Origin of the sequence: Streptomyces durocortorensis (genome assembly GCF_016901035.1) — a bacterium.
Classification (GTDB): Bacteria; Actinomycetota; Actinomycetes; order Streptomycetales; family Streptomycetaceae; genus Streptomyces; species Streptomyces durocortorensis.
Window position 1 is genome coordinate 1 of the sequence record NZ_JAFEUF010000191.1, and the last position, 13,739, is coordinate 13,739.

Below are 13,739 nucleotides of genomic sequence, written 5' to 3' on the forward strand. Positions count from 1 at the left end.
CCGGGGGGGGGCCCCGGGGGGGGGGGCCCGGGGGCCCCCGGCGGCCCGCGCCGTAACCCCCCGGGGGGGGGGGGGGGCCCCCCCCCCCCCCCCCCCCCCCCGTCACATGCGGGGCTCCTCAGCGCCCCGATCTCGCGGGCAGCGCCTGCACGGCCTGGTCCAGGGCCTGGAGGAAACGGTTGGTCGTGGCCCGGTCGCGGACCGCGAGCCGCAGCCACTGCGGCCCGAGCCCCGGGAACGTATCGCCGCGCCGGGCCGCGAACCCCAGCAGCCGCAGCCGCTCCCGCACCTCCGCCGCCCGCTCAAGACGCACCAGCACGAACGGCCCCCGGGCCGCCTCCACCGCCTCCACCTCGCTGAACTCGGCAAGACCGGCGAGCAGATGGGCCCGGTCCACCGTGATCCGGTCCGCCGCCTCCGCCGCCTCCACCAGCGCCCGCGGCTCCATGCACGCCTCCGCCGCCGCCAGTGCCGGGGTGGACACCGGCCACAGCGGCTGCGCCCCGGCGAGCAGCGCCACCGTCTCCGGCTCGGCCAGGACGTAACCGATCCGCAGCCCGGCGAGCCCCCACGTCTTGGTGAGGCTGCGCAGCACCACGAGCCCCGGGACGTCCGTCCGGTCGCACAACGCCTCGCGCTCGCCCGGCACGACGTCCATGAACGCCTCGTCGACCACCAGCGTCCGCCCGGGCCGCGCCAGCTTCTCCAGCAGGGCCGCCGGATGCAGCACGGACGTCGGGTTCGTCGGATTGCCGATCACCACGAGGTCCGCCTCCTCGGGCACCGCCGCCGGATCGAGCCGGAAGCCGTCCTCCTCCCGCAGCAGCACCCGCCCCACTCCGTGCCCGGCCGCCCGCAGCGCCGCCTCCGGCTCCGTGAACTGCGGGTGCACCACGACCGGGCAGCGGGCCGGGAGCGCCCGGGCGACCAGGACGAACGCCTCGGCCGCGCCTGCCGTCAGCAGCACCCGCTCCTCCGGCAGCCCGTGCCGGCCGGCGACCGCGGCGCGGGCGGAGGACCCGTCCGGGTAGGCGGCCAGCGAGGTGAGCGAGGCGGCTATCCGCTCGCGCAGCCACGGGGGAGGGGTGTGGGTGCGGACGTTCACGGCGAGATCGGTCAGATTCTCGCCGCGCACCTCCGCGTCGCCGTGGTGCCGCAGGTCCGGCCCGGCGCTCTCGATGTCCCGCATGGGGGGATGCGTGGGGGGAGTCATGGCAGCCATGGTGAACGGGCGGGAGCCTGCCGTCACCGGTGAGGTGGAAGTTTTCCTCCCGGAAACATCGAAAGTCCCGTCGACGGCCGGGAACCGGCGGGCCACCGCACAGGTCGCCACCCCCTTCCCCGCCGTCCTCCCGCCCGGGGCGCGGGTCTTCGGCACCACCAGCTCGTCCGCCTCGATCAGCGCCGCCGCCTCCGCGACCGACGCCGTACCCACCGCCGCGCCCACCTCCCCCGAGGGGTGCGGCACCCGCACCGCGGCCAGCGCCCCGGCCGGGTGGGTCCGCACCGGCACCCCGGGCCGGGCCGCCGCCCCCACGATCCCCGGCTCGTCCGCCTTGGCGTCGACCGTGGCCACCTCCACCACGTCCGCCGGGTCCAGCCCCGCCCCGCTCAACACCGCCTCGATCAGGGCGAACACCACATCGCCCGAGGCCCCCCGGCGCGCGCCGACCCCCACCACCAGACTGCGGGCGCCGGACTCCGGTCCGGGGCCGACGGATGCTCCGGTCATCGGCGGAGTCCTGCCTTTCAGTTCATACGTCTCGGTGGTACGTCGGTGGCACGGGGAAGGGGACGGGACCGCTCCGTATACGAAGCGCGGACCCGGGCGAGGGGAAGGGCGGCGGGAACGCCGCCGGTAAGGACACCCTCAGATGCGGAGAGGGGGCCCGATCGGCTAGCAAGGCCCCATGGCGGTGTTCGTCGCGCTCGGCGCGTTCCTGATGACCCTGGCCGGCGGCTGGGTCGCCCAACGCGTCACCGACCGCCGTCATCTGGTGCTCGGCCTCGCGGGCGGGCTGATGCTCGGCGTGGTCGGGCTCGACCTCCTGCCGGAGGCCATCGAGGCCGCGGGCGCCCCGGTGTTCGGCGTGCCCGCCGCCCTGCTGCTCTTCGTGGGCGGCTTCCTGGTGGCCCATCTGGTCGAGCGGCTGCTCTCCGTACGCCAGGTGGCACACGGGGCGAGCGGCGAACGCGTGCCGCAGGTGGGGCTGACGGCGGCCGCCGCGATGGTCGGCCACAGCCTGATGGACGGCATCGCGCTCGGTGCCGCCTTCCAGGTCAGCGGCTCCATGGGCGTGGCCGTCGCGCTGGCGGTGATCAGTCATGACTTCGCCGACGGATTCAACACGTACACCCTCACCAGTCTGTACGGGAACGCCCGCCGCAAGGCGCTCCTGATGCTGTTCGCGGCCGCCGTGGCACCCGTCGTGGGCGCGGCGACGACGCTGCTGTTCACCCTTCCGGAGGAACTGCTCGGCGGCTATCTCGGCTTCTTCGGCGGAGCGCTGCTCTACCTGGCCGCTGCGGAGATCCTTCCCGAGGCGCACCACACCCATCCCGCCCGCTCCACCCTTCTCTGCACCATCGGGGGCGTGGGCTTCATCTGGCTGGTCGTCGGCATCGCGGAGTGAGCCACGCGTACGCCCGCACACGTCGGCGAGGCACACGCGCGGGTCGCTCACCGCGCCCGGCAGTGCTCGACGAACCGCCGGGCCACCTCGGGGGACGCGGCCCAGTGGGTGTGCAGATAGCTCGCGTGGACGCCGCGCTGGACGTACCCCTCGACCCGCCGCTCCGGCTGGTGCATGCCCCAGGCCGGCGTGGTCCCCGCCCCCGGCTCCAGCACCGTGCGGTGGAACTCGTGCCCCCGCATCCGGGTGCCCGCCGCCGCCAGCGGACTGTCCGAGACCGCCACCGCCTGCCGGTAGCCGAGCGTGAGCCGCTCCGACATCCGGGCCTCGGCGTCCAGCACCCCGCACATCGGCTTCCCGTCCAGCTCCCGCGCCAGATACAGCAGCCCCGCGCACTCGGCGGCCACCGGCGCACCGCTCAGGGCCAGCTCCGTGACCGCCCGCCGCAACGGCTCGTTGGCCGACAGCTCGGGGGCGTACACCTCCGGGAACCCGCCGCCGATCACGAGCCCCGCCGTTCCCGTCGGCAGCTTCTCGTCCCGCAGCGGGTCGAACGTCACGACCTCCGCACCGGCCGCAGTCAGCAGCTCGGCGTGCTCCGCGTACGCGAAGGTGAACGCCGCCCCGCCGGCCACGGCGACGACGGGCCGGGGGCCTTGACCGGAGGCGACGACGTGCTTCTCGGCGCCGGGCCCGGAGGCGTACGCGGGCTCCCACGGCTCGTCCGTCAGCGCGGGGGCCGTCCGCGCCAGCGCCAGCAGCGCGTCCAGGTCGCACCCCGCGCGCACCCGCTCGCCCATGGCCCGTACGGCCTCCACCGCATCGCTCTGCCGCTCGGCCACCGGAACCAGCCCCAGGTGCCGCGAGGGCGTCGCGACCTGCGGCGCCCGCCGGATCACCCCGAGCACCGGCAAGCCCGACTCGTCCAACGCGTCCCGCAACAGCGCCTCGTGCCGGTCGGAGGCCACCTTGTTCAGGATCACCCCGCCGATCCGGACCCGGGGATCCCAGGAGGCGAACCCGTGCACCAGGGCCGCCACCGACCGGGACTGCGAGGAGGCGTCCACCACCAGCACCACGGGAGCCCTGAGCAGCTTGGCCACCTGCGCGGTGGACGCCAGCTCACCCTGCCCCGAGGCGCCGTCGTACAGCCCCATCACGCCCTCGACCACGGCGAGGTCGCACCCCGCCGATCCGTGCGCGAACAGCGGGGCGACGAGATCCGTCCCGCACATGTACGCGTCGAGATTCCGGCCGGGACGGCCCGTCGCCAGGGAGTGGTAGCCCGGATCGATGTAGTCCGGGCCCACCTTGTGCGGCGAGACGGCAAGACCGCGCGCGGCGAAGGCGGCCATCAGACCGGTGGCGACGGTGGTCTTGCCGCTGTTGGAAGCCGGAGCGGCGATGACCAGACGGGGCACACTCACCACTCGATGCCCCTCTGGCCCTTCTGCCCCGCGTCCATCGGGTGCTTGACCTTCGACATGTCGGTCACCAGGTCGGCGGCCTCGATGAGCTTGTCGGGCGCGTTGCGGCCGGTGATCACCACATGCTGGGTGCCGGGCCGGTTCCGCATGACCTCGACGACCTCGTCCGTGTCGATCCAGCCCCAGTGCAGCGGATAGGCGAACTCGTCGAGCACGTACAGCTTGTACGTCTCCGCCGCCAGGTCCCGCTTGACCTGCTCCCAGCCCTCGCGGGCCTTCTCCTCGTTGTCGAGCTGGCCGTCGCGCTGGACCCAGGACCAGCCCTCGCCCATCTTGTGCCAGTCGACGGTGCCGCCCTCGCCGCTCGCGCCCAGCACCTTCAGCGCGTTCTCCTCGCCGACCTTCCACTTCGCCGACTTCACGAACTGGAACACCCCGATCGGCCACCCCTGGTTCCAGGCCCGCAGCGCGAGCCCGAACGCCGCCGTCGACTTGCCCTTGCCTATGCCCGTGTGGACGAACAGGAGCGGTCGGTTGCGCCGCTGACGGGTGGTGAGCCCGTCGTCCGGCACGGTGGTCGGCTGTCCCTGCGGCATTAAGCGGCCCTCCCGGCTGCGGTGACGTCCTTGACGAGCCCGGCGATCGAGTCGGCCCGCAGCTCGTCGAGCGTGACGGCGGTGCCTCCCAGCTCCCGGGCCAACTCCCCGGCGAGACCGAGGCGTACGTACCCCGACTCGCAGTCCACGACGACCGAGGCCGTCCCCTCCGAGCGGTGCAGCCGCCCGGCCCGCCCCGCGAGCGCCACGGGCTCCGGACCGCCGGTCGCCCGTCCGTCCGTGACCACGACGAGCAGCGGCCGCCGCGACGGATCGCGCAGCCGCTCCACCCGCAGCACGTCATGGGCCTTGAGCAGCCCGGCGGCGAGCGGAGTGCGCCCCCCGGTCGGCAGCGACTCCAGCCGGGCGGCGGCCGCGTCCACGGACGAGGTCGGCGGCAGCGCCACCTCGGCCTCCTTGCCCCGGAAGGTGACCAGACCGACCTTGTCCCGCCGCTGGTAGGCGTCCAGCAGCAGTGACAGCACGGCCCCCTTGACCGCGCTCATCCGCTGCCGGGCCGCCATCGACCCGGACGCGTCCACGACGAACAGCACGAGGTTGCCCTCCCGCCCCTCGCGGGTCGCCTGCCGCAGATCGTCCCGGCGCACCACGAGCCCGCGCCCGGAGCGCCCGCGCGCACGCTGGTGCGGGGCGGCGGCCTGCACGGTCGCGGCCAGGTGCAGCTTGGTCAGCGCGCCCTGCGGCCGGACCGCTCCTGTGGTCCGACCATGCGCTGTACGGGCCCGGGAGCGCCGCCCCGCAGCACCCTCGCCGAGCCCCGGAACGCTGAGCATCTTCGTCCGGAACGGCTCGGCGGACGCCACGGGCTGCTGCTCGGCCCCGGTGGGCCGGCCGGGCGCGTCGGGGCTGCCCTCAGGAGCCTGCGACGGCGTGTCGCCCCCTTCGCCTTGCGGCGGCGTACGGTCGCCGTCGGCCTGCGGAGGCACACCCCCGCCGCCACCGCCGCCGTCATCGTTCCCGCCACCGTCCGGGTCGGGATCGGGGTCGGGCTGGTCATCGTCGTCGTTGCCGTCCTGCGGACCGGCCTCGTCCAGGGTCTGGTCGAGCTTGTCCTCGTCCAGGCCGGGCGCGTCGAACGGGTTGCGGCGACGCCGGTGGGGGAGCGCCAGCAGGGCCGCCTGCCGTACGTCGTCGGCGGTGACCTCCTCGCGCCCCGCCCAGGCGGCGAGCGCGGTGGCGGTACGGGCCATCACGATGTCGGCCCGCATCCCGTCGACCTCGAACGCGGCGCAGGTGGCGGCGATCTGCCGCAACACGCCGTCGCCGAGCACGACACGCGGCAGCAGGGCACGCGCACCGGCGATCCGCTCCCGCAGGGCGCTCTCCTCCTCGGCCCAGCGCGCGGCGAACCCCTCGGGATCGTCGTCGTAGGCGAGCCGGCGCCGCACGACCTCCACCCGCTCGTCGGTGTCCCGGGACGCGGCCACCTCGACGGTCAGCCCGAACCGGTCCAGCAACTGCGGCCGCAGCTCGCCCTCTTCCGGGTTCATCGTCCCGACCAGCAGGAACCGTGCCGCGTGCCGTACGGAGACGCCTTCGCGCTCGACGTACGAAGCCCCCATGGCCGCCGCGTCCAGCAGCAGGTCCACCAGGTGGTCGTGGAGGAGGTTGACCTCGTCGACGTACAGGATCCCGCGATGCGCGTCGGCCAGCAGCCCCGGCTCGAACGCCTTCACGCCCTCAGAGAGCGCCCGCTCGATGTCCAGCGCCCCCACGAGCCGGTCCTCGGACGCTCCGACAGGCAGCTCCACGGTCCGCGCCGGACGCGACACACCGGCGGCCTCCGCGTGCGGCCCATCAGGACACGCCGGATCGGGCGAGACGGGATCACAGGAGAACCGGCACCCGGGCACGACGGAGACCTCGGGCATCAGCGCGGCGAGCGCCCGCACGGCGGTGGACTTGGCGGTCCCCTTCTCGCCCCGCACGAGCACCCCGCCGACGGCCGGACTGACGGCGTTCAGCAAGAGCCCGAGCCGCAGGTCGTCCTGCCCGACGATCGCGGTGAAGGGATACGGCGTACTCACAAGGCCTCCTGGTCGACATGCTGTTCAGCTTCTACGTGACCGGTTACATCAAGCTCCTGGGGCGTGGCTTCCGCGGGCGCGGCATCCTCAAGCCCCTGGCCCCTTGACCCAGCGGACCCGGCAATTTCAAGCCCCTCCGGCGATTGAGGAGCGGGGTCCGGGGCAGCGCCCCGGCTCTCCGGAGCACCCGCACCCACGTCACCCGGCACCGAAGGTGCCCCCGGCGGCACAAACGGCAACCCCGCCGGCGCGCCCCCCTCGATCAACCGCCACAACGCATCCGTGTCCGCGTGCTCCTCCACCAGATCCCCCAGCCGATCCAGCTGCTCCTCCCGCAGCACCCCGAAACTCGTGTCCGGCGCGGGAACGAACCGTCGCCCCGCGGCCCGGGCCACCTCCACCAGGAACCGCCGCCGGAACGCATCGCTCTCCAGCGACCCGTGCCAGTGCGTCCCCCACACCGCCCCCACCCGGCACCCGTCCAGGAACGGCTCCCCGCCCCGTACGTCGGCCACCCCGTGGTGGATCTCGTACCCCTCCACGGGCTCGCCCAGCGCCGAACCGACCGGCCGCGCCAGCGTCTTGTCCCGGTCGAAGCGAATCCGTACGGGAAGGACCCCCAGCCCGTCCACGACCCCCGCCCGCGACTCCACCTCGTCCTCGATCCGCTCACCGAGCACCTGGAACCCGCCGCAGATCCCCAGCACCGGCCGGTCCTCCGCCGCCCGCCGCACCAGCGCGTCCGCGAGACCTCGCTCACGCAGCCAGGCCAACGCCTTCACCGTGCCGCGCGTCCCCGGCACGATCACCAGGTCCGCGTCGGCCAGCTCCTCCGCCCGGTCCACGAACCGCACGACGACGCCCGGTTCGGCGGCCAGCGCGTCCACGTCAGTGAAGTTGGACATCAGCGGCACCGCGCAGACCGCGACCCGCAGCACGTCCTCCCCGTGGGGCGGCGCCACGACCGACTCCCGCACCGCACCCCGCAGGGACACCCGCAGGCCGTCCTCCTCGTCGATGCCGAGCCCGTGGGCGTACGGGAGCACCCCGTACGTACGCCGCCCGGTCAGCCCGTACAGCATGTCGAGCCCCGGCTCCAGCAACGAGACGTCACCCCGGAACTTGTTCACCAGATAACCCGCGACCAGCGACTGGTCCTCCGCGCTCAGCAGCGCCGTCGTCCCGAAGAACGAGGCGAAGACCCCGCCCCGGTCGATGTCCCCGACTACCAGCACGGGGAAGCGGGCGGCCCGCGCGATCCCCATGTTCACGATGTCGGTGCGCCGGAGGTTGATCTCGGCCGGCGACCCGGCCCCCTCGCAGATCACCGCGTCGTAGGTCGACCGCAGCTCCTCCAGGCAGTCGGTCACCGTGCCGAGCAGCGCCTCCTGCCGGCCCCCGTGGTACCCCCGGGCGCTCATCTCACCGACCGGTTTCCCCATCAGGACGACCTGGCTGGACCGGTCGCTGCCGGGCTTCAGCAGCACCGGGTTCATCAGCGCCGTCGGCTCCACCCGGGCGGCCTGCGCCTGCATCGCCTGGGCCCGCCCGATCTCCGCGCCCTCGCGGGTCACGAAGGAGTTCAGCGACATGTTCTGCGCCTTGAACGGCGCGACCTTCACGCCCCGGCGCACCAGCCAGCGGCAGATGCCCGCCGTGACGACGCTCTTGCCCGCGTCCGATGTGGTCCCCGCGACCAGCAGCCCACCGCTCATGCCCGACCCCGCCTCTGTCCTGTCGACGACCGCCCCGCGACCACGCGCCCGGCGACCAGCCGGCCCGCCACACACACCCCCAGGGCCAGCGCACTCACCCGGCGCGACAACCGCACCGCACGCTCGATGTCCGCGCCCCGGACGTCCCGCCCGGCCGCCCCGTTCAGCACCGGCCGGTGCTCGACGCGCCCCGCGTACGCGAGCGTGCCGCCCAGCCGTACGCCGAGCGCCCCCGCGAACGCGGCCTCCACGGGCCCCGCGTTCGGGCTCGGGTGGCGGTGAGCGTCCGCCTTCCAGGCGCGTACGGCCTCCGAGGGCCGCCCGCCGCCCACCACGGCCAGCGCGGCCGTCAGCCGGGCGCCCGGCCACCCCGCCACGTCGTCCAGGCGGGCCGAGGCCCAGCCGTAGCGGCGGTGGCGGGGCGACTTGTGGCCGACCATCGCGTCCAGCGTGTTCACCGCCCGGAAGCCGACCAACCCCGGCACCCCGCCGATCGCCCCCCACACCAGCGCGCCGACGACGGCGTCCGAGGTGTTCTCGGCGACCGACTCGGCGACCGCGCGGGCGATCCCCGGCCCGTCCAGGGAGTGCGGATCACGCCCGCACAGATGCGGCAGCCGCTCCCGGGCCACCTCCAGGTCCCCGGCGGCCAGCGCGCCCCCGATGGCACGGGCCTCCCGCCCCAGCGACGTACCGCCGACGACGGACCAGGCGGTGGCGGCGGTCAGGGCGACGGCGAGCGCGGGGCGGTCCCGTACGGCACGGGCGGTCAGCGCGGCGGCCCCCACGGCGCCTCCGGCGCAGACGAGGGTGTGCAGCGCGCCCCGGCCACGGTCGTCACGCCACAACAGGGACTCGACGCGCGCCGCGGCGCGGCCGAATCCGGCGACGGGATGGCCCCGCCGGGGATCGCCGAGCAGTGCGTCGGCGACCATCCCCGCCGTGGCGCCGTACGCGAAGATGCGATCGGCACGCACGGCTCAGCCCGTCGCGGAGAGAGGCGTTCCGGCACGGAGGGGCACAGGAAGCGGCGCAGGGATGGGCGCACGGCGGCCGGGCATGGCGTAGGTCCTCACTCAGGGTCCGCGCCCTGGTTCGACGTGACCGGCGACGAGAGTCTCCTGGCTCCCGGATCCGCAGTTCCCCCGGCCTTCCAGCCCGCGTACCGCGAGCCGTGACGTCCGGTGTGGGGGAGTGCTCCCCGGTGACAGTGGCGGGACCGCGCCGGATTCGCACCGGCTTCCTCTGCTGTCGCCGTAAATGGCTCCGGCAGTCCACCACGCCCCGAGAACAGCCGTCAACTCGCTGTTGACCTGCGAGGCTCCACTGTGGGCGGACGCACATCGGGCCGGACACACGAGGGTGTGTCCGGCCCGAATGGAGTGCGAGGAACGCGGGGGTGCGGCGTCAGGCGACGATCAGATAGATCCCGTACGAGACCGCCGCCACGCACAGCGCGAAGCAGGCGTACGCGCCGGTGCGCGCCAGCGCGACCGACCCGCCGGAGGCGCTGCCCCCGGCCGTGGCGGACTGCTTGGAGAGGGCGACGATGCCCACGGTGAAGAGGCCGACCAGCGCGACGGTGACCACGAGGCTGACACCGAAGACGGAGGCGAGAGCTGCCCAGTCGATTTTCATGCGGATCTTTCCTTACACCTTGGCCGGCGGCCGGGCCGGGTCGTCGGGCGCCGAGGCCGGGGCCGGGATGCTGGAGATGAGCTCGGGCTCGGAGGCCGGGCCTCCGATGGGCGGCGGCTGGACCGCGGCCATGGCCGTGGTGACGACGCCCTGGGGCTCGTCGCCGTCCGTGTCGTTGACGTTGGTGTGGTCGACGGGCTGGCGGCGCGAGGCCACCCAGATCGCGAACGAGCCGCCCACCAGGATGACCGCCGTGACGGCGATGCCCCAGGGGCCCTGCTTGGTCAGGAACTCGGCGCCCGCGCCGACCAGACCCGCGGCCGGCAGGGTCAGACCCCAGGCGACGAACATCCGGGTGGCGGTGGACCAGCGGACCACGCCTCCCTTGCGGCCGAGGCCCGAGCCCATCACGGCGCCGGAGCAGGACTGCGTGGTGGAGAGCGAGAAGCCGAGGTGCGAGGAGGCCAGGATGACGGTCGCCGCACTGGTCTGGGCGGCGAAGCCCTGCGGCGGCTGGAGGTCGGTCAGGCCCTTGCCCATGGTGCGGATGATGCGCCAGCCACCGAGGTAGGTGCCGAGCGCGATGGCGACACCGGCGGAGACGATGACCCACATGGGCGGGTTGGAGCCGGGGGCCAGGACACCGCTGGTGACCAGGGCGAGGGTGATGATGCCCATCGTCTTCTGGGCGTCGTTGGTGCCGTGGGCGAGCGAGACGAGACCGGCGGAGGCGATCTGTCCGGCCCGGTAGCCCTTGGCGGTCGACTTCAGCTGGTTCGGGTCGGTGACGTTCCGGTTGATCCGGTACGTCAGCCGGGTGGCCAGCATCGCGGCGATACCGGCGACCAGCGGGGCGGCGATGGCGGGGAGCAGCACCTTGGTGACGACGGTGCCGCCGTTGATCGAGGACCAGCCGGCCGACATGACCGCGGCGCCGATCAGACCGCCGAACAGGGCGTGGGAGGAGCTGGAAGGCAGCCCCAGCAGCCAGGTCAGGAGATTCCACAGGATGGCGCCGACGAGCGCCGCGAAGATGACTTCTGTTCTGATGCCGTCTTCGTTGACGATCCCGCCGGAGATCGTCTTGGCGACCTCCACCGACAGGAACGCGCCGATCAGGTTGAGAACGGCGGACATGGCCACCGCTGTCTTGGGCTTCATCGCGCCGGTCGAGATGGTGGTCGCCATCGCGTTGGCGGTGTCGTGGAAACCGTTCGTGAAATCGAACACGAGAGCTGTTACGACCACAATCGCAAGCAGCAGCGTGATGTGTTCCATTTACCCAGGCAATCGTTCGACGTCAGTGGCTCGTGGACCGTAGGCAACCTGGGTGAACGGAAGATGAACTGGGCAGGGCGCTGTGGTGACCCCAAGCGGAGTGGGCTGCTTCCGCTTGTGTGCGGGTGGGGTAGTGCGAGGTCAGTGGGGCACGGCGTGGACTGCTCTTTGCCGCCCTTTGGCGAACATTTTGAACGGCCGTTCGGCGCCCGGAAGAGATCCCTGTCACTCCCCACGTGACGTTCCGGTTGCGCGCCTTCCCCCCTACGCTCGCCCCATGAGCGAGCAGCAGCCGGAATCCGTGCGCCAGGCCTGGCAGGGCGTCGTCGACACGGCCCGACGGAGCGCGGCGGACGGCCTCGTCGTCGGCACCTCCGGCAACGTCTCCGCCCGCGTCGGCGACCTCGTCCTGGTGACGCCCAGCGGGGTGCCCTACGACCGGCTCGGCCCCGACGACGCGGTCGGCGTCGACCTGGACGGACACCAGGTCCTCGGGGACCTCGGGCCGACCAGCGAACTCCCCCTCCACCTGGCGGTCTACCGCTCCACCGACGCCGCCGCCGTGGTCCACACCCACGCCGTGCACGCCACCGCCGTGTCCACCCTCCTGGCCGAGGTCCCGCTCGTCCACTACGCGGCGGCCATCCTCGGCGGCCCCGTCCGCACCGCCGCCTACGCCCGCTACGGCACTCCGGAGCTGGCCGACGCCATGCTCGAAGCCCTCCGGGACCGCACCGGCTGCCTGCTCGCCAACCACGGCACCGTCACCTACGGCGACACCCTCGACCAGGCCTACGACCGCACCGCCCAACTGGAGTGGCTGTGCCACCTCTGGCTCACCGCGAGCTCGGTGCCCGGTCGCACCCCGGCCCTGCTCACCACGGCCCAGCTGGCCGAGGTGACCGAGGCGCTCAAGGGGTACGGCCAGCGCGGCTGAGCGACGCTTCCCTCCGGAGCCGGACCTGCCCCGGACGGCCCCGCCCACTGGCCCCCCGCCGCCCGCGCCACGACACTGAAGCGGTGCGCCCGGTAACCGCGACGGCAACGGCCGTCACCACGATCCTCGGCGTCGGCGCGGCAGCGGTCGCGGCCGGCCGGTACGCCAGCGACGTCGCCCTCAGGGCGACGCCCGGACGTCCCCTCCCCGCCGACCGCAGACTCACCGTTCATGCCACCGCGGCCGGGCAGGTGACCCTGACCCGCTCCTTCTCCGCGCTCCGGCCCGGCACCTGGGGCATCGCCGGACCCGGGGTCCACGCGGTCGTCGGGCCCGTCGTCGAAGGGGCCTCCCAGGGCGCCGACACCGTCGTCCGCAGGCTGGAGAGCGTCAGCGAGGGCATCCTCGAACCGGGCACGAAAGTGCGCCTCACCCCCGCCCTGTACGGCGGCGACCCCGGCAGCGACCTCGGCCTCGGCCACCAGGAGGTCGAGATCCCCGGCGAGCTCGGCCCCCTGCCCGCCTGGTACGTCCCCGGCGCACGCGACACCTGGATCATCACCGTGCACGGCCTCGGCACCACCCGGGCCCACCCCATGAACCTGATGGGGTTCCTGAACGCGCAGCGCTTCCCGGTGCTCGACCTCGCCTACCGGGGCGACCCCGGAGGCGGCCGCCCCGCCGACGGCCTCGGCCACCTCGGCGCCTCCGAGTGGCGCGACGTCGACGCCGCCCTCCGCTACGCCCTGCGCTACGGCGCCCGGAACGTGATCGTCCACGGCTGGTCCACCGGCGCCACCATGGCCCTGTACGCCGCGGTCGAATCTCCGCTGCGGGACCGGATCAGCGGCATCGTCCTGGACTCCCCGGTGCTGGACTGGCCCGTCACCCTGCGCGCCCTGGCCGCCGCCCGGGGCGTCCCGGCCGCGCTGCTGCCGCTCGCCGTCCGCGCCGCCCAGGGCCGTACCGGAATGAGCCCCGCCCCGGTGCTGGAGACCTCGCTGCCCGCCTCCCTGCGGACTCCGACGCTGATCCTGCACGGCCCCGACGACACGACCGCCCCCTGGGCCTCCTCCCGCGAGCTCGCCGCCCGCCGCTCGGATCTGGTCAGCCTGCACGCCGTGGCCGAGGCTCCGCATGCGGCGATGTGGAACGCCGACCCGGCCCGCTACGAGGAGACCCTGCGACGCTTCCTCACGCCCCTGATGTGAGCCGATGGGGTGAACTCTCCCCCTTGCCGCCGCATCGGGGGAACCTTTCACGTACCGGTGAAACGGCTTCCGTTTGGGCTTTCGGGCCGTCAGGAGCAAGACTGCTCCCGTGACGTCCCGTACCCCGCGCGACTCCAGGCTGCGACTTGTCCGCCCGCGACCCCTTGCCACCGCCCGCAAGGCCGTGACCACCCGGCGCACCAGGCCGGCTCCCCAGTGGGCGATGCGTACGGCGTCGGCGAGCACCGCCCTGGCC

11 protein-coding genes and 1 riboswitch are annotated in these 13,739 nt (G+C 73.9%); of the genes, 3 read left to right on the plus strand and 8 right to left on the minus strand.

Translation table 11 applies throughout. The features are described 5' to 3' along the window. Positions 1 to 118: 118 nt before the first annotated feature. On the minus strand, positions 119 to 1,732 hold the full coding sequence (gene cobC, locus JS521_RS27015; RefSeq protein ID WP_205085576.1) for an Rv2231c family histidinol phosphate aminotransferase CobC: 1,614 nt from the start codon (positions 1,730 to 1,732) through the stop codon (positions 119 to 121). Positions 1,733 to 1,910: 178 nt separating this feature from the next. Here cobC and JS521_RS27020 point away from each other — a divergent pair, with 178 nt between their 5' ends. Next, positions 1,911 to 2,633 (plus strand): ZIP family metal transporter, encoded by a 723-nt coding sequence (locus JS521_RS27020; protein WP_205085577.1) that lies wholly within the window; start codon positions 1,911 to 1,913, stop codon positions 2,631 to 2,633. Positions 2,634 to 2,680: 47 nt separating this feature from the next. Here the strand turns inward: JS521_RS27020 and JS521_RS27025 are convergent, their stop codons facing one another. The 7 genes from JS521_RS27025 to JS521_RS27055 all read right to left on the minus strand — a co-directional run bounded on the left by JS521_RS27025 (position 2,681) and on the right by JS521_RS27055 (position 11,335). Then, entirely contained in the window at positions 2,681 to 4,063 is a 1,383-nt protein-coding gene (locus JS521_RS27025) for a cobyrinic acid a,c-diamide synthase CobB (protein WP_205085578.1), read from the minus strand. Continuing rightward, complete coding sequence (gene cobO / locus JS521_RS27030) at positions 4,057 to 4,656, minus strand: cob(I)yrinic acid a,c-diamide adenosyltransferase (protein WP_032784388.1); 600 nt, start codon at positions 4,654 to 4,656, stop codon at positions 4,057 to 4,059. The genes JS521_RS27025 and cobO overlap by 7 nt, the downstream gene beginning before the upstream one ends. Next, positions 4,656 to 6,704 carry a putative cobaltochelatase gene (locus JS521_RS27035; RefSeq protein ID WP_205085579.1) on the minus strand — a complete coding sequence of 683 codons (2,049 nt, stop codon included), beginning with the start codon at positions 6,702 to 6,704 and terminating at the stop codon, positions 4,656 to 4,658. The genes cobO and JS521_RS27035 overlap by 1 nt, the downstream gene beginning before the upstream one ends. After that, the gene (locus tag JS521_RS27040) at positions 6,701 to 8,419 is read right to left on the minus strand and encodes a cobyric acid synthase (protein WP_239487882.1); all 1,719 of its coding nucleotides are present in this window, start codon (positions 8,417 to 8,419) and stop codon (positions 6,701 to 6,703) included. The genes JS521_RS27035 and JS521_RS27040 overlap by 4 nt, the downstream gene beginning before the upstream one ends. Beyond that, a complete protein-coding gene (locus JS521_RS27045; RefSeq protein WP_205085580.1) occupies positions 8,416 to 9,396 on the minus strand; it encodes a cobalamin biosynthesis protein in 981 nt (326 codons plus the stop codon). The genes JS521_RS27040 and JS521_RS27045 overlap by 4 nt, the downstream gene beginning before the upstream one ends. A gap of 138 nt (positions 9,397 to 9,534) precedes the next feature. Further along, positions 9,535 to 9,664: riboswitch (cobalamin riboswitch) on the minus strand. A gap of 162 nt (positions 9,665 to 9,826) precedes the next feature. Continuing rightward, positions 9,827 to 10,057: a hypothetical protein gene (locus JS521_RS27050; RefSeq protein ID WP_205085581.1), complete on the minus strand. Its 231-nt coding sequence runs from the start codon at positions 10,055 to 10,057 to the stop codon at positions 9,827 to 9,829. A 12-nt stretch (positions 10,058 to 10,069) separates the two neighbouring features. After that, positions 10,070 to 11,335 carry an inorganic phosphate transporter gene (locus JS521_RS27055; protein WP_205085582.1) on the minus strand — a complete coding sequence of 422 codons (1,266 nt, stop codon included), beginning with the start codon at positions 11,333 to 11,335 and terminating at the stop codon, positions 10,070 to 10,072. A gap of 277 nt (positions 11,336 to 11,612) precedes the next feature. Here JS521_RS27055 and JS521_RS27060 point away from each other — a divergent pair, with 277 nt between their 5' ends. Together JS521_RS27060 and JS521_RS27065 are read left to right on the plus strand one after the other, a co-directional pair. Then, positions 11,613 to 12,272 carry a class II aldolase/adducin family protein gene (locus tag JS521_RS27060; protein WP_205085583.1) on the plus strand — a complete coding sequence of 220 codons (660 nt, stop codon included), beginning with the start codon at positions 11,613 to 11,615 and terminating at the stop codon, positions 12,270 to 12,272. 83 nt (positions 12,273 to 12,355) lie between these two features. Further along, the gene (locus JS521_RS27065) at positions 12,356 to 13,483 is read left to right on the plus strand and encodes an alpha/beta hydrolase family protein (RefSeq protein WP_205085584.1); all 1,128 of its coding nucleotides are present in this window, start codon (positions 12,356 to 12,358) and stop codon (positions 13,481 to 13,483) included. Positions 13,484 to 13,739 lie beyond the last annotated feature (256 nt).

Excerpts from the sequence above, each read along its gene's own strand:
- cobC (WP_205085576.1), bottom strand. The coding sequence starts at position 1,732 with ATGACCGGAGCATCCGTCGGCCCCGGACCGGAGTCCGGCGCCCGCAGT.
- JS521_RS27020 (WP_205085577.1), top strand. The coding sequence starts at position 1,911 with ATGGCGGTGTTCGTCGCGCTCGGCGCGTTCCTGATGACCCTGGCCGGC.
- cobO (WP_032784388.1), bottom strand. The coding sequence starts at position 4,656 with ATGCCGCAGGGACAGCCGACCACCGTGCCGGACGACGGGCTCACCACC.
- JS521_RS27040 (WP_239487882.1), bottom strand. The coding sequence starts at position 8,419 with ATGAGCGGTGGGCTGCTGGTCGCGGGGACCACATCGGACGCGGGCAAG.
- JS521_RS27050 (WP_205085581.1), bottom strand. The coding sequence starts at position 10,057 with ATGAAAATCGACTGGGCAGCTCTCGCCTCCGTCTTCGGTGTCAGCCTC.
- JS521_RS27055 (WP_205085582.1), bottom strand. The coding sequence starts at position 11,335 with ATGGAACACATCACGCTGCTGCTTGCGATTGTGGTCGTAACAGCTCTC.
- JS521_RS27060 (WP_205085583.1), top strand. The coding sequence starts at position 11,613 with ATGAGCGAGCAGCAGCCGGAATCCGTGCGCCAGGCCTGGCAGGGCGTC.